This is a genomic window from Cryobacterium soli (genome assembly GCF_003611035.1).
Classification (GTDB): domain Bacteria; phylum Actinomycetota; class Actinomycetes; order Actinomycetales; family Microbacteriaceae; genus Cryobacterium; species Cryobacterium soli.
In genome coordinates, this window is the sequence record NZ_CP030033.1 from 165,737 (window position 1) to 182,223 (window position 16,487).

General features: G+C 68.6%; 17 protein-coding genes. 16 read left to right on the top strand and 1 reads right to left on the bottom strand.

Translation table 11 applies throughout. The features are described from left to right. Positions 1-162 precede the first annotated feature (162 nt). The 11 genes from rpsD to DOE79_RS00890 all read left to right on the top strand — a co-directional run bounded on the left by rpsD (position 163) and on the right by DOE79_RS00890 (position 11,912). Positions 163-792 (top strand): 30S ribosomal protein S4, encoded by a 630-nt coding sequence (gene rpsD, locus DOE79_RS00840; RefSeq protein ID WP_066595696.1) that lies wholly within the window; start codon positions 163-165, stop codon positions 790-792. 106 nt (positions 793-898) lie between these two features. Then, on the top strand, positions 899-1,264 hold the full coding sequence (locus DOE79_RS00845; RefSeq protein ID WP_120336888.1) for a DUF948 domain-containing protein: 366 nt from the start codon (positions 899-901) through the stop codon (positions 1,262-1,264). Positions 1,265-1,369: 105 nt separating this feature from the next. Beyond that, positions 1,370-1,591: a hypothetical protein gene (locus DOE79_RS00850; protein WP_066595691.1), complete on the top strand. Its 222-nt coding sequence runs from the start codon at positions 1,370-1,372 to the stop codon at positions 1,589-1,591. A 120-nt stretch (positions 1,592-1,711) separates the two neighbouring features. After that, positions 1,712-4,366, top strand: coding sequence for an alanine--tRNA ligase (gene alaS, locus DOE79_RS00855; protein WP_120336889.1), 2,655 nt, complete (start codon positions 1,712-1,714; stop codon positions 4,364-4,366). A gap of 3 nt (positions 4,367-4,369) precedes the next feature. Next, a complete protein-coding gene (gene ruvX, locus DOE79_RS00860; RefSeq protein ID WP_181445841.1) occupies positions 4,370-4,846 on the top strand; it encodes a Holliday junction resolvase RuvX in 477 nt (158 codons plus the stop codon). Positions 4,847-4,848: 2 nt separating this feature from the next. Continuing rightward, complete coding sequence (gene mltG / locus DOE79_RS00865) at positions 4,849-6,456, top strand: endolytic transglycosylase MltG (RefSeq protein WP_245977054.1); 1,608 nt, start codon at positions 4,849-4,851, stop codon at positions 6,454-6,456. Continuing rightward, positions 6,449-7,366 carry a shikimate dehydrogenase family protein gene (locus tag DOE79_RS00870; RefSeq protein WP_120336890.1) on the top strand — a complete coding sequence of 306 codons (918 nt, stop codon included), beginning with the start codon at positions 6,449-6,451 and terminating at the stop codon, positions 7,364-7,366. Before mltG ends, DOE79_RS00870 begins: the two co-directional genes overlap by 8 nt. A gap of 5 nt (positions 7,367-7,371) precedes the next feature. Further along, complete coding sequence (gene aroC / locus DOE79_RS00875; RefSeq protein WP_120336891.1) at positions 7,372-8,580, top strand: chorismate synthase; 1,209 nt, start codon at positions 7,372-7,374, stop codon at positions 8,578-8,580. Positions 8,581-8,656: 76 nt separating this feature from the next. Continuing rightward, positions 8,657-9,277: a shikimate kinase gene (locus DOE79_RS00880; protein WP_245977055.1), complete on the top strand. Its 621-nt coding sequence runs from the start codon at positions 8,657-8,659 to the stop codon at positions 9,275-9,277. Beyond that, a complete protein-coding gene (gene aroB / locus DOE79_RS00885) occupies positions 9,270-10,400 on the top strand; it encodes a 3-dehydroquinate synthase (protein WP_120336892.1) in 1,131 nt (376 codons plus the stop codon). Before DOE79_RS00880 ends, aroB begins: the two co-directional genes overlap by 8 nt. Positions 10,401-10,562: 162 nt before the next feature. Next, positions 10,563-11,912, top strand: coding sequence for a GAF domain-containing protein (locus DOE79_RS00890; protein ID WP_245977056.1), 1,350 nt, complete (start codon positions 10,563-10,565; stop codon positions 11,910-11,912). Between the two features lie 9 nt (positions 11,913-11,921). On the opposite strand, the gene DOE79_RS00895 is transcribed toward DOE79_RS00890, so the two are convergent. Further along, positions 11,922-12,596 (bottom strand): DUF6518 family protein, encoded by a 675-nt coding sequence (locus DOE79_RS00895; protein WP_120336893.1) that lies wholly within the window; start codon positions 12,594-12,596, stop codon positions 11,922-11,924. 170 nt (positions 12,597-12,766) lie between these two features. Between DOE79_RS00895 and exaC the strand changes: the two genes are divergently transcribed. The 5 genes from exaC to nusB all read left to right on the top strand — a co-directional run bounded on the left by exaC (position 12,767) and on the right by nusB (position 16,447). After that, on the top strand, positions 12,767-14,290 hold the full coding sequence (exaC, locus tag DOE79_RS00900; RefSeq protein ID WP_120336894.1) for an acetaldehyde dehydrogenase ExaC: 1,524 nt from the start codon (positions 12,767-12,769) through the stop codon (positions 14,288-14,290). Between the two features lie 120 nt (positions 14,291-14,410). After that, positions 14,411-14,863: a DUF779 domain-containing protein gene (locus DOE79_RS00905; protein WP_120336895.1), complete on the top strand. Its 453-nt coding sequence runs from the start codon at positions 14,411-14,413 to the stop codon at positions 14,861-14,863. A gap of 54 nt (positions 14,864-14,917) precedes the next feature. Continuing rightward, positions 14,918-15,355 carry a type II 3-dehydroquinate dehydratase gene (gene aroQ / locus DOE79_RS00910; RefSeq protein ID WP_120336896.1) on the top strand — a complete coding sequence of 146 codons (438 nt, stop codon included), beginning with the start codon at positions 14,918-14,920 and terminating at the stop codon, positions 15,353-15,355. 112 nt (positions 15,356-15,467) lie between these two features. Then, complete coding sequence (gene efp, locus DOE79_RS00915) at positions 15,468-16,028, top strand: elongation factor P (protein ID WP_066595661.1); 561 nt, start codon at positions 15,468-15,470, stop codon at positions 16,026-16,028. Beyond that, positions 16,028-16,447 (top strand): transcription antitermination factor NusB, encoded by a 420-nt coding sequence (gene nusB, locus DOE79_RS00920; protein WP_066595658.1) that lies wholly within the window; start codon positions 16,028-16,030, stop codon positions 16,445-16,447. Before efp ends, nusB begins: the two co-directional genes overlap by 1 nt. Positions 16,448-16,487: the final 40 nt, after the last annotated feature.

Consider the following 16,487-nt stretch of genomic DNA (forward strand, 5'->3'; position numbering starts at 1 on the left):
TCATGCGGCTGCGTCGCGAAACGTGTGTTGGAGTGGATTCGCCCTGTAGCCGGGCGGCCCGTGGCACCCACCCCTCTGATCTCCCATGACGTGCTGTGCCGGCCCTCACCGGCCGGACCCGCGCCCTGGTATCCATTTTTCAGCTCCATCCGAAAGGACACTGTGTCTACCAAGTCACGTACCCGCAGTAAGACCCGCCTCTCGCGGGCCCTGGGCATCGCCCTGACCCCGAAGGCCGCCAAGTACCTCGAGAAGCGTCCCTACGCTCCGGGCGAGCACGGCCGCACCAAGCGCAAGACCGACTCGGACTACGCCGTGCGCCTCCGCGAAAAGCAGCGCTTACGCGCCCAGTACGGCATCCGCGAAGCCCAGCTCAAGATCGCCTTCGAAGAAGCGCGTCGCCGCCAGGGCCTGACCGGTGAGAACCTGGTCGAGATCCTCGAGACCCGTCTCGACGCCCTCCTCGTGCGTTCGGCGATCGCCCGCACCACCGCCCAGGCCCGTCAGATGGTTGTGCACCGTCACATCCTGGTCGACGGCCAGCTGGTCGACCGTCCGTCCTTCCGCGTGAAGCCGGGTCAGCTCATCCACGTCAAGGCACGCAGCGAGGGCACCGAGCCTTTCCAGGTTGCCGCGGCCGGCGGTCACGTCGACCTGCTGCCCAAGCTCCCGCCGTACCTCGAGGTCGAACTCGACAAGCTCCAGGCCCGCCTCGTGCGCGCCCCGAAGCGCATCGAGATTCCCGTGACCTGTGAAGTCCAGCTCGTCGTGGAGTACTACGCAGCACGCTAGTCATCTCACGCGCGACTCTCTCGTGCGGAACTGAACTACGCTGGAGGGCGGATCACCTAGGTGATCCGCCCTTTTCTCGTACCCGAGACCCGAATGGAAGTGTCGAATGACTGGTGGAGATATTGCCGGGCTGATTGCCGCGGGCGTGTTCGCCGTCCTGGTGGCGTTCCTCGCCATCCCGCTGATCAAGCTGGGGAAGGTCTTCGACGAGACCACCCACGCCATCCGCGATCTCAGCGAGAACGTCACTCCGCTGCTCGAGGAGACCACGAGCACGATCGCCCAGACCAACCACCAGCTGGCCACGATAGACACCATCACGACCAATGTGGCCGAGGTGACGGGCAATGTGTCCGCACTCGTCGCCCTCGTGGCCGCCACCGTGGGCGGTCCGCTGATCAAGATCGCCGGTTTCTCCGCGGGTGTGACAGCGGCCTTCCGCGCCGCGCGTCCCCGGCGCACCCGGAAGTAGTCCACTACGCTGGGAACCAGACTGTCCGCTTCTCGCGCACCGGTTTCCACGCGCACACAGTTTCTCAACACACACCAGCTTCACCGAATTCAGGGAGCACATGCCATGAAGAACTTCATCTGGTTGGTCGTCGGCGTCGGCGTCGGCTTCGTCGTCGCCCACGAGGTCAACAAGACCCAGCAGGGCAAGCGTTTCTTCACCGATCTGGACGCCAAGACCCGCGAGTTCGGCGAGGCCATCTCGGAGGGCTACCGCAAGCGCGAAGCCGAGCTCCACGCCGCCCTCGGCGACGCTGAAGACACCATCGAAGAGCTCTCCAAGCCCTGAGCCTCGCTCCATCGCTCTCTGGCGACAGCGTCACGTTCCACCGCGCCACCTCCCCCCACTTCTCCCTCCCACCGCATCCCCGATCGGACCCCTCCGATCCCCAGCAATAGTACGGACCCCATGCAGACTGCCGACATCCGCGGGCGCTGGCTCGACTTCTTCGCCGACCGTGGACACACCGTTGTCCCGTCGGCGTCGCTCGTGAGCGATGACCCCACCCTCCTCTTCACCGTCGCCGGCATGGTGCCGTTCGTGCCGTACCTCACCGGACTGGTGCCCGCACCGTACCCTCGTGCCACGAGCGTGCAGAAGTGCATCCGCACCAACGACATCGAGGAAGTCGGTAAGACGCCGCGGCACGGCACCTTCTTCCAGATGAACGGCAACTTCTCCTTCGGCGACTACTTCAAGGAACAGGCGATCAGCTACGCCTGGGAGCTGCTCACCTCCAGCGAGGCCGACGGCGGCTACGGTTTCGCCGACAAGGACCTCTGGGTGACGGTCTACGAGAACGACGACGAGGCCTTCGGCTACTGGCGCGCGCTGGGACTCCCCGAGCACCGCATTCAGCGCCTCGGTATGGACACCAACTACTGGTCCACCGGCCAGCCCGGCCCGGCCGGGCCCTGCAGCGAGATCTTCTTCGACCGCGGTCCCGCCTACGGCATCGACGGTGGCCCAGCCACCGACGACGACCGCTACGTGGAGATCTGGAACCTGGTCTTCATGCAGTACCTCCGCGGCGAGGGCACCGGCAAGAACGACTTCCAGATCCTCGGCGACCTGCCCAAGAAGAACATCGACACCGGCATGGGCCTGGAGCGCGTCGCGTTCCTCAAGCAGGGCGTCGAGAACATGTACGAGATCGACCAGGTGCGCCCGGTCCTCGACCGTGCAGCCGCGCTCTCCGGCCGCCGTTACGGCGCCGTGCACGACGACGACGTGCGGATGCGCATCGTCGCCGACCACGTGCGCTCCTCCCTCATGCTGATGAGCGACGGGGTGATGCCGTCCAACGAAGGCCGAGGCTACATCCTGCGCCGCCTGATGCGCCGGAGTGTGCGCGCCATGCGCCTGCTCGGCGTGGATACCGCGTCGTTCACCGAGCTGTTCCCCGCCTCCCGCGACGCCATGAGCGCCGCCTACCCCGAGGTCGCCACCGACTTCGACCGGATCAGCCAGGCCGCGTACGCCGAGGAAGAGACCTTCCTGCGCACCCTCGCCAGCGGCTCGAGCGTGCTCGACCTCGCCGTGGCGAAGACCAAGAGCGCCCAGAAGGCAGAGCTGCCCGGCGACACCGCGTTCCTGCTGCACGACACCTACGGTTTCCCCATCGAGATCACCCTCGAAATGGCCGAGGAGGCCGGCCTCAGCGTCAACCGCGAAGCGTTCGACACCCTCATGGCCAAGCAGCGCGCCATGGCCAAGGCGGACGCCAAGGCCAAGAAGACCCACCTGGCCGACCTGTCGGTCTACAGCGCCTTCCGGGCGCACGGCGAGACCGTCTTCACCGGCTACGACATGCTGCAGACCGAGTCCAGCATCCTGGGCCTGATCGTCGACGGCGCCTCCGTGAACCGGGCCGTCGCCGGTGACATCGCCGAGGTCATCCTCGCCGAGACCGCGCTGTACGCCGAATCGGGCGGCCAGGAAGCCGACGCCGGCCTCATCGTGGGCCCGGGCTACGAGCTCGAGGTGCTCGACGTGCAGAAGCCCGTCAAGGGACTGATCAGCCACAAGGTGCAGGTCACCAGTGGCGAGGTCGGCGTGGGAGACTCCGCCACGAGCGTCGTCGACCCGGATTGGCGCCGCGGCGCCCGGCAGGCGCACTCGGGCACGCACATCCTGCACGCGGCCCTCCGCCAGGTGCTCGGCCCGAACGCTCACCAGTCCGGTTCCTACAACAAGGCCGGCTTCTTCCGCCTCGACTTCTCCTGGAACCAGGCGCTCTCCCCGGCCACGCGCAGTGAGATCGAGGAGATCTCCAACAACGCGATCCGCGACAACCTGCAGGTCACCACCCGCGAGCTGCCACTGGCCGAGGCCAAGGCCCTCGGGGCGATGGCATTGTTCGGCGAGAAGTACGGCGACCGGGTACGTGTCGTCGACATCGGCGGCCCCTGGTCGCGCGAGCTCTGCGCCGGCACTCACGTGTCCACCAGCTCCGAGATCGGGATGATCAACCTGGTCAGCGAGGCGTCCGTCGGTTCGACCAACCGACGGGTCGAGTCCCTCGTCGGGCTCGAGGCGTTCCGCGACCTGGCCGCGGAGCGCGCCATCGTGTCGACGCTCACCAGCAACCTCAAGACTCCGCGCGAGCAGCTGCCGGCGAAGATCATGGACCTCATGCAGAGCCTCAAGGCGGCGGAGAAGAAGATCGCCGGATTCGAGGCCAAGGCGCTCAGCGACCGGGTCCCCGCCCTCGTGTCCGCGGCGACCCGGATCGGCGACCTCGCTGTGGTGGCCGAGGATCTGGGCGTGCTCAACTCGGCCGACGACGTGCGGATGCTCGTCACCGGCACCCGGGAACGCCTCGGCTCCGCGCCGGCTGTCGTGGCCCTGGCCGCCACGGTGGCCGACAAGCCCGTCGTGATCGTGGCGACCAACGCCGCGGCCCGTGACGCCGGTGCGAAGGCCGGCGCCCTGGCCAAGCAGCTGGCCGGCATCCTCGGCGGCGGCGGCGGCGGCAAGGACGACCTGGCGCAGGGCGGCGGAACGAACGTGGCCGCTATCCCCGAGGCGCTCAGCACGCTTCGCACGCTGGTGGCCCGCTAACCCATGCGAACCGGTGTGCGGGTGGGAGTCGATGTCGGAACCGTGCGAATCGGCGTTGCCCGCAGCGATTTCCATGGCATGCTCGCCACCCCCGTCGAGACAGTGCCGCGGCAACGCGGCACTGCAGCGCCCGACGACCTCGCACGGCTCACCGCTATCGTGACCGAGCTCGACGCCGTCGAAGTGATCGTGGGGCTGCCGCTCGCGCTGTCCGGGCGTCACACCGCCTCCACGGAGGACGCCGTCGCCTTCGCCGCGGCATTGGCCGGTGCTCTGACGGTACCCGTGCGTCTCGTCGACGAGCGCCTGTCCACGGTGTCCGCTCAGGCCGCGCTGCGTACAAGCGGACGCAGCACCCGCACCCAACGTCCAGTGGTCGACCAGGTCGCCGCGACTATCATCTTGCAGCACGCTCTTGATACGGAACGGGCCTCGGGCAAACCGGCCGGCGCGCCTGTCGACACCACCGGAAGGCCGTAATCGTGGCAGTTAGTCCGCCGGAAACACCCGACACCAACCCGTCGGGCGCCCAGGGCGAGCGCCCGCCGACCAGCCGCCGAGCGCTGCGTGAGGCCCAGGCGGCCCGGGAAGCGCAGGCGGCGCGGGAGGCCCAGCCCGGCACCGACGCGGGCAGCGTTGCCGGCAGCGATGCCGGTGCGGCGGACCGTGCGGCGGATGCTGCGGCTCGGCAGCAGCACGAATCGGACGCCGCAGGTGCAGAGGAGACCGGTCCACACGAGACCGGCCCAGACGAGACCGGCCCAGACGAGACCGGCCCAGACACGTCCACGTCGGCTCCGCTACCCGCCGACAGCTCGTCCGCGGCGTGGGCAGCGGAGAACAACCCGTTCGCGGGTCTCGGATTCGCGGTCCCGAGCAGCGCGCCGGACGCATCCGCCGACGCCGGCGATCGACCGGCGGCAGCCTTTTCCGACGAGTCCGGGTCATCCGCCCGCTCCGGAGGCTCGGCCTCACGGGCCAACCGCCGGGCCCAGCTCTCCGGCCTGCCCGCCGAGAAGAAGCCCCGGCGCAGGGGAGCCTGGGGCTGTCTGATCGTCCTCGTCGTCCTTCTCGCGTTGATGGGCGCCGCCGCGTTCGCACTGCAGGGACCCATCAGCCAGCTGATCGCGGCGACGCAGGGCCCGGAGGACTACGAGGGCTCAGGCTCAGGTGAGGTGCTCGTCATGATCCACGACGGCGAGACCGGCTCCGATATCGCCAACACCCTGGTCGACCAGGACGTCATCAAGAGCTACGACGCCTTCTACGACCTCCTCCTCGCCCAGGCGACCGACCCGGTCTTCCAGCCCGGCGCCTACCTACTGGCCTCGCAGATGAGCGCCCAGGCCGCACTCACGGCCCTGCAGGACCCGGCCACCCGGCAGGAGCTCACCGTGGTGATCCCCGAAGGCACAGCGGCGGTGGACGTGCTCACCTCGATCTCCGAGGGCACCGACATCCCTCTGGCCGATCTGCAGGCGGCTGCGGCCGACGTGTCCGGCTTCGGGCTCCCGGCCGAGGCCACCAGCCTCGAAGGGTTCCTGTTCCCCGCGACATACACGTTCCAGCCGGCCACGACGGCTCACGATGCGATCAAGACCCTGGTCGACCGCCAGTTCCAGGCCCTTGACGAAGCGGGCGTCGCTTCGGAGGACCGGTGGAAGACCATCGTGATGGCGTCGCTGATCCAGCGCGAGGCAGGACTGAAGGACGACTATTACAAGGTGGCGCGGGTGTTCTACAACCGGCTCGACAAGGCCCAGTGGGAGAGCGGGCTGCTGCAGTCCGACGCCACGGTCGCCTACGGCACGGGCAATACCCACCTGGTCACCACGACGGATGCCGAACGCGCCGACGCGAACAACGCCTACAACACCTACGTGCACCCTGGTCCGCCGGTCGGGCCGATCAGCAACCCCGGCGACCTCGCCATCGACGCAGCCTTGCACCCCGCCGACGGAACCTGGCTATTCTTCGTGACGTGGAACCTGGACACCGGCGAGACCATCTTCTCGACCACGGTGGAAGAGCACGACGCCGGCGTCGCCAAGTGGCTGGCCTGGATGGATGAGCACCCCGAGTATGGCTGATCACACCGGAACCGACCCTGATCTGCCGAGCCCGAGCGGCCGGCGGCGCCTGGCCGTGCTCGGCTCGCCGATCGGGCATTCTCTCTCGCCCGCGCTGCACCGGGCCGCCTACCGGGCGCTCGGGCTGGACTGGGAGTACTCCGCGGTCGGCGTGGGTGCGGGCGAGCTCGACACGTTCCTGGACGGCCTCGGCCCCGACTGGCTGGGCCTGTCCCTCACCATGCCGCTCAAGCACGAGATCCAGCACCGCCTCACCGACCTCGACCGGGTCGCCGCGTTGACCGGAGCGGTCAACACCGTTCGTCTCAGCGACACGCCCGGGCAGGGCCACACCCTGTCCGGGTACAACACGGATGTTCCAGGTCTGGTGCGCGCCCTGGCCGAGGCCGGCGTCGACCGCGCGAGCCGGGTCACCCTGCTCGGAGCCGGCGCCACCGCGGCATCCGCCCTGGTGGCCGCAGCCGAGCTCGGCGCCGAGTTCGTGGACGTGATCGCCCGCTCCCCGGGCAAGGCCGAAACCCTGGAGACCCTGGGCCGTGGACTCGGACTCGTTGTGACGGTTACCGGTCTCGACACCATCGATGCCGCAGACCGGGAGAGCGACCTCGTGATCAGCACCCTGCCCGGCGGTACGGCCCTGCCCACCGAATTCCCCGCGCGTCTCCGGGCGAGCATCCCGTTGTTCGACGTGGGCTACGCCCCCTGGCCGAGCGCCCTGGCCGCCTCCTGGGCGGCGGCCGGCGGCACGGCGCATTCCGGACTGAGCATGTTGCTGCACCAGGCCCTGATCCAGGTGCGCATCTTCGTGGGCGATGACCCGTTCCAGCCGCTTCCCGAGGAGGCAACCGTGCTGAACGCGATGCGCGCGGCCCTGCCAGCGCGCCCGCCCGGCCCGGCTGTGGAAGGATAGTACCCATGCTTCGTTGGCTCACCGCCGGAGAGTCCCACGGCCCCGAACTCCTCGCCATTGTCGAGGGTTTGCCCGCTGGGATCCCGGTCACACTAGATGCGATCCGCCTCGACCTTGCGCGCCGCAAACTCGGCTACGGCCGGGGCGCCCGCATGAAGTTCGAGCAGGACGAACTGAACATTTCCGGCGGCGTGCGCCACGGACTCACCCTCGGCGGCCCTGTGGCCCTGCGGATCGGCAACACCGAATGGCCCAAGTGGGCCGACGTGATGAGCCCGGAGCCCGTGGACCCCGCCCTGCTCACCCGCGGACGCGGTGCACCCCTGGTGCGCCCACGCCCCGGCCACGCAGACCTCGTGGGCATGCAGAAGTACGACTTCGACGAGGCCCGGCCGGTGCTGGAGCGCGCAAGCGCCCGCGAGACCGCCGCCCGCGTCGCGCTCGGCGCCGTTGCACGTGCCTTCCTGGCCGGCCTCGGCATCGAGCTGGTCAGCCACACCCTGTCGATCGGGCCCGTGCGTGTGCCAGAGGGCTCTCCGCTGCCGCATCCGAGTGATGTCGACACCCTCGACGCCGACCCGCTGCGCTGCTTCGACCCCGCCACCAGCGCACTGATGGTGGCCGAGGTGGATGCCGCGCACAAGGACGGCGATACCCTCGGCGGCATCGTCGAGGTGCTCGCGTACAACCTCCCGCCCGGGCTCGGTTCCTTCGTGCACTGGGACCGCCGGCTTGATTCCCAGCTCGCCGCGGCGCTGATGGGCATCCAGGCGATCAAGGGCGTGGAGGTCGGCGACGGCTTCCTCACCACCACCCGTCGCGGCTCCGAAGCCCACGATGAGCTCGTGCAGGTCGACGACGAGATCGTGCGCGCCAGCGACAAGGCCGGCGGCACCGAGGGCGGCATGAGCACCGGAACCGTCCTGCGCGTACGGGCCGGGATGAAGCCCATCGCCACGATTCCCCGGGCCCTGCGCACGGTGGACGTCACGACCAGCGAGGCCGCCCCCGCCCACCACCAGCGGTCCGATGTCTGCGCCGTTCCGGCCGCCGGGGTCGTCGCCGAGGCCATGGTCGCGCTGGTGCTGGCTAATTCGGTGCTGGAGAAGTTCGGCGGCGACTCGCTCACCGAGACCAAGCGCAACCTGGATTCCTACCTGGCCAGCATCCCGGCCAATCTGCGCACCGGGGCGTCCAGCGACGCGACCGTCTAGCGTGCTGTTCCTGAGCCCGGAGGCCTCCCGGCCACCGGAGGGGTGGCCGGCAGCGGTTCGGAGAGAACCGGCAGAGGTGCATCACGCTGACCAGGCCCAGGAGCTTGCCGGTGGATCTTCCGAGGACAGCGCCGGGCTCCCCGAGCGGTTCTCCGCTTCTCCGGAGCACGAGCCGGAGCGGGAGTCGGATGTGCCCCTTTTCCCGCTCGTCTTCATCGGACCGATGGCGTCGGGCAAGTCCAAGATCGGCCGCCGGGTCGCTCGCCTGCTCCGGGTGCCGTTCATCGACACCGACAAGACCATCGTGGCTGCGCACGGGCCGATCACCGAGATCTTCGCCCAGCACGGCGAGGCGCACTTCCGGGTGCTGGAGCGCGACGCGGTGGCCGACGCCCTCGGGCGCGGACGCGCCGTCGTGTCGCTGGGCGGGGGAGCCGTGCTGGAGCCCGCCACCCGGGAGCGCCTCCGCGGCACCACCGTGGTGTCGCTGAGCACGACGGCCGAGGCCGTGCGCTCCCGCACCAGGAACGCCAAGCGACCGCTGCTGGCGGCCGGTCCCGACGCGTGGCAACGCATCTACGACGAGCGGCGCCCGCTCTACGACGCGCTGGCCAGCATCCACTTCGACACGTCGACCAGACCGGTCGACGCCATCGCCGACGACATCGTGAAATGGGTACGACGACACCATGACTGACCTGCATCCCGGAGACCCCTCCGCCGAAACCGGCACCGACACCGACACCGAGGCGACCACGACCATCACCGTGAGCGGGGTGGACAGCTACCCCGTCCACATCGGCCGCGGCATCGTGGCTGACGTCGCCGAGCAGCTGGGCGACACGGTCAAGAAGGTGCTCATCGTGCACACCTCGCACCTGGGCGCCCGCGCGGTGGCGCTGCGGGAGAGCCTGCTCGACCGCTACGAGGTCCTCATCGCCGAGGTGCCCGACGCCGAGCCCGCCAAGCGCGTGGAAGTGGCCGCGTTCTGCTGGCAGGTGATGGGACAGGCGGACTTCACCCGCACGGATGCCGTGATCGGCTTCGGCGGCGGCGCAGTGACCGACCTGGCCGGGTTCGTGGCCGCCACCTGGCTGCGCGGTGTGAAGCTCGTGCAGATCCCCACCAGCGTGCTCGGGATGGTCGACGCGGCCGTCGGCGGCAAGAACGGTATCAACACCGCAGAGGGCAAGAACCTTGTCGGCACCTTCTACGCGCCGGCGGCCGTGGTCTGTGACCTGGACATCCTGGCCGACCTGCCCCGCAACGAGATCCTGGCGGGCTTCGCCGAGATCGTGAAGGCGGGCTTCATCCAGGTCCCAGAGATCCTCGACATCGTCGAAGCCGACGTCGCCGCGGTGACCGACCCCACGACCCCGCAGTTCCGCCGGGTGCTCGAGCTGGCGATCGCCATGAAGGCCCGCGTGGTGGGCGCGGACTTCAAGGAGGCGGGCCTGCGGGAAATCCTCAACTACGGACACACGCTGGGCCACGCCGTCGAGCACGCCGAACGCTACGGCTGGCGCCACGGGGCCGCGGTGGCCGTCGGCATGATGTTCGCCGCCGAACTCGCCCGTCTCAGCGGACGGCTCTCGGACGACGCCGTCGACCGGCACCGGCGCATCCTGGAATCGCTCACCCTGCCCATCAGCTACCCGGTGGGCCGCTGGCCCACGTTGTTGGCCACAATGCAGCGCGACAAGAAGACCCGCAGCGGTATGCTGCGTTTCATCGTGCTCGACGACATCGGCAAGCCCACGGTGCTCGAAGGCCCGGATGCGTCGCTCCTGTTCGCCGCGTACCAGGAGATCGGGTCCTAAGCCGGTCGAACACCGACCAGCAGATCTCACTGCACAGCCGCTGAATGTCGAGCAGAAGCCCGCGTGCAGAGGTCCACGCTTTCTCGCAGACTGTGCCTAGAATGAAGCACCCGACCGGCCGCTGGCGCAGGTCGCCTACGACCAGCGTTGATCGGAGGTGTTGTGAGCAGCCCGTGGACCATCACGCCTGCCGATTCGTCGGTGCGCGCGTCGACTCTGAGTGCGTTCGCCGCCCAGGAACGCCTGCACGAGACCGTCATCGGTGATCGAAGCGACCTCGGTGCCCACGCCATGCAGGGGGGAATGCGCGCCCTGGTGCGGGAGTCCTGGCAGCGCTCGATCTCGCTCAGGCTGGACCCACTCACAGCCCAGGCCGATCCGACGCTGAGCAGCGACGAACTGGCCCGGTTGCGGGCCCGCAATCCTCTCGCCGGCGTGCTGCCGGTGATCAACACCCTGCTCGTACGACACGCCACCGAGTTCGGCTTGATCGTGGCCGTGGCGGATGAGGCGGGCCGGCTGCTCTGGATCGACGGCGACAGCGCCGTGCGCACGAGCGCCGAGGAGATGCGCTTCGTGGTGGGCGCCGACTGGTCGGAGGCCCGGGTGGGCACGAGCGCCCCTGGCACGGCGTTGGAGCTCGACCACGGCATCCAGATCCAACGGGCCGAGCATTTCAGCCAGCTCGCCCACCAGTTCAGTTGCACGGCCGTTCCCATTCACGACCCGGTCACCGGGGCCGTGCTCGGGGTCATCGATATCACCGGGGGAGACCAGGCGGTGGCTCCGCAGACGTTGCCCCTGGTGGAAGCGGCGGTGGCGGCGCTCGAAGCAGAGCTGCGCATCCAGAGCCTCAGCGCCCCGCGGCGGTCGGCCCCGCGACCGTCCGGTTTTACCGCGCCGGCGATGCTGCTCAGCGTGCTCGGCACCGAGAACGGCAGCTTGCGCGGCCCTTCCGGCAGCGCCCCGCTCAGCCCTCGCCATGCCGAAATCCTGCTGCTGCTCGGCTGGCACCGGCAGGGTCTGTCCGCCGAGCGTCTCGCAGCGGCTCTGAGCGAGGACCAGCCGCACGCGGTGGAGAACCTGCGCGCGGAGATGGTGCGGTTGCGGAGGGTCCTGGCCGTCGACCATCCGCGGCTCCGCATCGGGTCCCGCCCGTACCGGCTCGAGACCGACATCGACACGGATGCCGGGCGCCTTCTGGCGCTGCTGCGGCGCGGCGCACACCGGATGGCCCTCGCCGCCTACCGAGGACCGGTGCTCCAGGGCTCTGTAGCCCCCGGCGTCGTGGAGATCCGCACCGAGGTGACTCGCAGGCTGAGGCAGACCCTGCTCAGCGACGCATCCGTGGAAGTCCTGCTCGACTATGCCGCGACCGACGAGGCCGCCTGGGACAGCGAGGTCTGGCGCGCGTGCCGGGAGCTCCTCCCGGCCAGGTCCCCACAGCGTGCCGCGGTGCTGGCCCGCCTCGCCCGTATCGAGCAGGACATCGGAACCTCTTCCGTGCGGTGAGGTACGCCGTCAGCTCAGGATGCCGACGAGGACGCCGATGTAGGCCAGGGCGCCCACCAGCCACACGCACACCACCAACGGGAGCATCCGCGGCTCGAGCCGGCAACGCAGGATCGCCGCCGCGAGAAAGACCACTGCCAGGACGATCTCCAGCCACCAGTACACCGGGCTCGTGGTGTCGGCGACGGCGGTGAGCGCCCAGAGGCCCTCGCCCAGCAGAACAGCGCAGAGCGGCATGACCGCCAGGGCCCGCCAGAGCGGGGGAGCATGGCGAACCAGTCCGGCGGTGGCGCCGAGGAGCGGGCCGGCGGCCAGACCGGCCAGGGTCCACACCGAGGTGAACGGATCCCCGTCGTCGAATCCCCGCCACTCGCTCACCACGCTGTACGACTCGACGAGCAGCTGGAACACGATCACACCCAGCACTGCGGCGAGGACCGGGCGGGCGCGACCCAACCAGACGATCAGGAAGCAGAACATCGTCCAGCCGCCCACCGAGTTGCTCAGGGAGTTGACCCACACCGGCAGGTACCCCTGGCCGAAACTCGTCAGACCGCCGATCAGCGCACCGCCGATCACCGCGACCAGGATGGCGTACAGTGCCGACCGCGGACTCTCCCGGTACCACCAACCGGGCTGGCGTCTGTCCGCTGGGAGGGTGAGGGATGCTGCACTGGTCGCCATTCTCCCGAGGCTAGACCGGAGCCCGTCGGGTGTCGTCCTCCCTGCGGATGACGGAGGTGTGCCGGCCGGGTGACTTCCGCAACGTTTTGCAACCCTCACGTTCGTAGGCTCACGGCATGGTCCGCGCAGACGCGCACAGCCATCGACAGAGTCGTCGAACAAGGAGCGAAATGACCGTTTACGCCGCCCCCGGTACGCCGGGCGCCAAAGTCACCTTCAAGTCCCGCTACGAGAACTGGATCGGAGGCGAATGGGTGCCGCCGGTCAGGGGCCAATACTTCGAAGACATCTCCCCGGTCAACGGCAAGCCTTTCACCGAAGTCGCCCGCAGCACCCACGAGGACATCGACCTGGCCCTCGACGCGGCGCACAAGGCCGCACCGGCCTGGGGCAAGACCACTGCCACGCAGCGGGCCGCAGTACTCAACAAGATGGCCGATGTCATCGACAAGCACCTCGAGCTGCTGGCCGTGGCCGAGAGCTGGGACAACGGCAAGCCCATCCGGGAGCCGCTGAACGCCGACCTACCACTGGCTGCGGACCACTTCCGCTACTTCGCCGCCGCCATCCGCGCACAGGACGGCGACCACGCCGAGCTCGACAACGACACCGTCTCGTATCAGTTCCACGAGCCGCTCGGCGTGGTCGGCCAGATCATCCCGTGGAACTTCCCGATCCTGATGGCCGTGTGGAAGCTGGCTCCTGCCCTCGCCGCCGGCAATGCTGTCGTGCTCAAGCCCGCTGAGCAGACCCCCGCGTCTATCCTGGTGCTCATCGAGCTGATCGGCGACATCCTGCCGCCCGGCGTGCTCAACATCGTCAACGGCTTCGGTATCGAGGCCGGCAAGCCGCTCGCGTCGTCGAACCGCATCCGTAAGATCGCGTTCACCGGCGAAACCACCACGGGCCGGCTGATCCTGCAGTACGCCAGCGCCAACATCATCCCCTCCACCGTGGAGCTGGGTGGCAAGAGCGCGAACATCTTCTTCGACGACGTGGCCCAGAACGACGACAGCTACTACGACAAGGCCCAGGAGGGCTTCGTGCTGTTCGCCTTCAACCAGGGCGAGGTGTGCACCTGCCCGAGCCGGGCCCTGCTGCACAAGCCCATCTACGACAGCTTCCTCGGCGGCGCCATCGAGCGCACCAAGCTCGCGATCCAGGGCAACCCGCTGGACACCGACACGCAGGTGGGGGCGCAGGCGAGCAACGACCAGCTCGAGAAGATCCTCTCCTACATTGACATCGGCAAGAAGGAGGGCGCCAAGCTGCTGCTCGGCGGCGAGCAGCTCGACCTGGGCGGCGACCTGGCCGGCGGGTACTACGTGCAGCCGACGATCTTTGAGGGCCAGAACAAGATGCGCATCTTCCAGGAGGAGATCTTCGGCCCGGTCGTGGCCGTGACGAGCTTCGAGGATTACGATGACGCCATCTCGATCGCCAACGACACCTTGTACGGTCTTGGCGCCGGCGTCTGGTCGCGTAACGGCAACATCGCCTACCGCGCCGGCCGCGACCTGCACGCCGGCCGGGTCTGGGTGAACAATTACCACAACTACCCGGCTGGAGCGGCTTTCGGCGGGTACAAGAGCTCGGGTATCGGCCGCGAGAACAACAAGCTCGCCCTGGGGCACTACCAGCAGACGAAGAACCTGCTCGTGTCCTACTCCGAAGACGCCCTGGGCTTCTTCTAAGCCGTACCCCGGTGCCGGCCGGGACGGCCACCCGAAGGCCATCCCGGTCGGCACCACCACCCGCAGTACCCACCCCGCAGTACCCACCCGCAACACCCACCACCTCCGGAGGGACCCCTGATGACCGAGCTCATCACGCCCGAACCCGATGCGCCGACCACGCCCGCCAGCGCCGTCCAAGCCACCATCACCATCCCCGGGGAGACCCGGTCACGGGTGGCCCTCACCGAGGCCACGGTCGACCTGCTGCGCAGCCTCTGGGAGGAACACGGTCCGCTCATGTTCCACCAGTCCGGCGGCTGTTGCGACGGGAGTTCACCCATGTGCTTCCCGGCGGGGGAGTTCATCACCTCCGATCAGGACGTTCTGCTGGGCCGGCTCGACATCGCGCCGTCGGGGGAGCCCGCCCAGCTGATCGACTTCTGGATCTCGGCCGAACAATTCGAGTACTGGAGTCACACCGCGCTGCTTATCGACACGGTGCCGGGCCGCGGCGGCGGATTCTCGGCGGAGGCTCCGCGCGGGGTGCGGTTCATCATCCGTTCGGAACTGATGGAGTCGTTCGCGGACTGACCGGCCAGGCTGCCCCGGCCGGGGCAGCCGCCCGGCCGGGCCTAGGCTGGGTGCATGCGCACAATCCTCGTCCTGAACGGCCCGAACCTCGGGCGCCTCGGCAGCCGCGAACCCGATGTCTACGGTTCCGCCAACCTCGACGACCTGCGCACCCTGCTGACCGAGGCTGTGCCGGACGACGTCGCCGTCGACGTGCGCCAGACCGACGACGAGGCCGAACTCATCCACTGGCTCTATGAGGCCGTGGACACGAGCACGCCGGTTGTGCTCAACCCGGCGGCGTTCACGCATTACAGCTACGCCCTGCGCGATGCCGCCGCCCTCGTCACCAAGGCCGGCATCCCGCTCGTCGAGGTGCACATCTCCAACCCGCACGCCCGCGAAACCTTCCGCCACACGAGCGTGGTCAGCGCCGTGGCCACCGGCGTCATCGCCGGCTTCGGCTTCGATTCCTACCGCCTGGCCGTCGACTACATCGTCCGACTCGGCTGAGCGGTGAAGCCGCCGGCCGGTTTCGAGTCGGCCATTCCCGGCGTGTCGGCTACACTCGTCTGAGGCCTTTGGCCATGCACCTTCCCAATTGAATCGAACGGAACACCTCTTCATGGCATCTACCGCCGACATTCGAAATGGCGTCGTCCTCAACATCGACAAGCAGCTGTGGGCCGTCATCGAGTTCCAGCACGTCAAGCCCGGCAAGGGTGGCGCCTTCGTGCGCACCAAGCTGAAGAACGTGGTCACCGGCAAGACGGTCGACCGCACCTTCAACGCCGGCGCGAAGATCGAGACCGAGAACGTCGACCGCCGCGACTTCCAGTACCTCTACGCGGACGGCGACTCCTACGTCTTCATGGACGTCGCGGACTACGACCAGCTCACCGTCTCCTCCACCGTGGTCGGCGACGCCGCCAACTTCATGCTGGAGAACCAGGCCGTGACCGTCGCACTGCACGACGGCAACCCGCTCTACGTCGAGCTGCCTGCCTCCGTGACCCTCGAGATCACCTACACCGAGCCGGGCCTGCAGGGCGACCGCTCCACCGGCGGCACCAAGCCCGCCACAGTCGAAACCGGTTACCAGATCCAGGTGCCGCTGTTCCTCGAGCAGGGCACCAAGGTCAAGGTCGACACCCGCACCGGTGACTACCTCGGCCGCGTCAACTAGTGAGCGCCCGAACCAAGGCGCGCAAGCGCGCGATCGACATCCTGTACGCCGCGGACATCCGCCAGTCGACAATTCAGCAGTCGCTGGCGATGGAAGCCGAACGCGCCGCGAGTGAACCCGCCCGCATGGCGTCGTGGCTGTACGCCCGGGACATCGTGGACGGCGTGGTCGACCACCGCGACGAGATCGACGAACTGATCGAGACGTATTCGCAGGGCTGGACGCTCTCGCGGATGCCCACGATCGACCGGGCCATCCTGCGGATCGGCATTTGGGAGATCCTGTACAACGACGCCGTGCCGCACGCCGTCGCGATCGACGAAGCCGTTGAGGCCGCCAAGGTGCTCTCGACGGATGACTCCGCCGGGTTCGTCAACGGACTGCTCGGCCGGATCGCCCAGACGGCTCCGTCCGTTTAGAGCCGTCCGTCTAGAAGACTCGATCGCCCGTACCGGGCGT

What these genes read in the sequence shown, in the direction of transcription:
- DOE79_RS00845 (WP_120336888.1), top strand. Translation starts at nt 899, where the DNA reads ATGACTGGTGGAGATATTGCCGGGCTGATTGCCGCGGGCGTGTTCGCC.
- DOE79_RS00850 (WP_066595691.1), top strand. Translation starts at nt 1,370, where the DNA reads ATGAAGAACTTCATCTGGTTGGTCGTCGGCGTCGGCGTCGGCTTCGTC.
- alaS (WP_120336889.1), top strand. Translation starts at nt 1,712, where the DNA reads ATGCAGACTGCCGACATCCGCGGGCGCTGGCTCGACTTCTTCGCCGAC.
- ruvX (WP_181445841.1), top strand. Translation starts at nt 4,370, where the DNA reads ATGCGAACCGGTGTGCGGGTGGGAGTCGATGTCGGAACCGTGCGAATC.
- DOE79_RS00870 (WP_120336890.1), top strand. Translation starts at nt 6,449, where the DNA reads ATGGCTGATCACACCGGAACCGACCCTGATCTGCCGAGCCCGAGCGGC.
- aroC (WP_120336891.1), top strand. Translation starts at nt 7,372, where the DNA reads ATGCTTCGTTGGCTCACCGCCGGAGAGTCCCACGGCCCCGAACTCCTC.
- aroB (WP_120336892.1), top strand. Translation starts at nt 9,270, where the DNA reads ATGACTGACCTGCATCCCGGAGACCCCTCCGCCGAAACCGGCACCGAC.
- DOE79_RS00895 (WP_120336893.1), bottom strand. Translation starts at nt 12,596, where the DNA reads ATGGCGACCAGTGCAGCATCCCTCACCCTCCCAGCGGACAGACGCCAG.
- exaC (WP_120336894.1), top strand. Translation starts at nt 12,767, where the DNA reads ATGACCGTTTACGCCGCCCCCGGTACGCCGGGCGCCAAAGTCACCTTC.
- DOE79_RS00905 (WP_120336895.1), top strand. Translation starts at nt 14,411, where the DNA reads ATGACCGAGCTCATCACGCCCGAACCCGATGCGCCGACCACGCCCGCC.
- aroQ (WP_120336896.1), top strand. Translation starts at nt 14,918, where the DNA reads ATGCGCACAATCCTCGTCCTGAACGGCCCGAACCTCGGGCGCCTCGGC.
- efp (WP_066595661.1), top strand. Translation starts at nt 15,468, where the DNA reads ATGGCATCTACCGCCGACATTCGAAATGGCGTCGTCCTCAACATCGAC.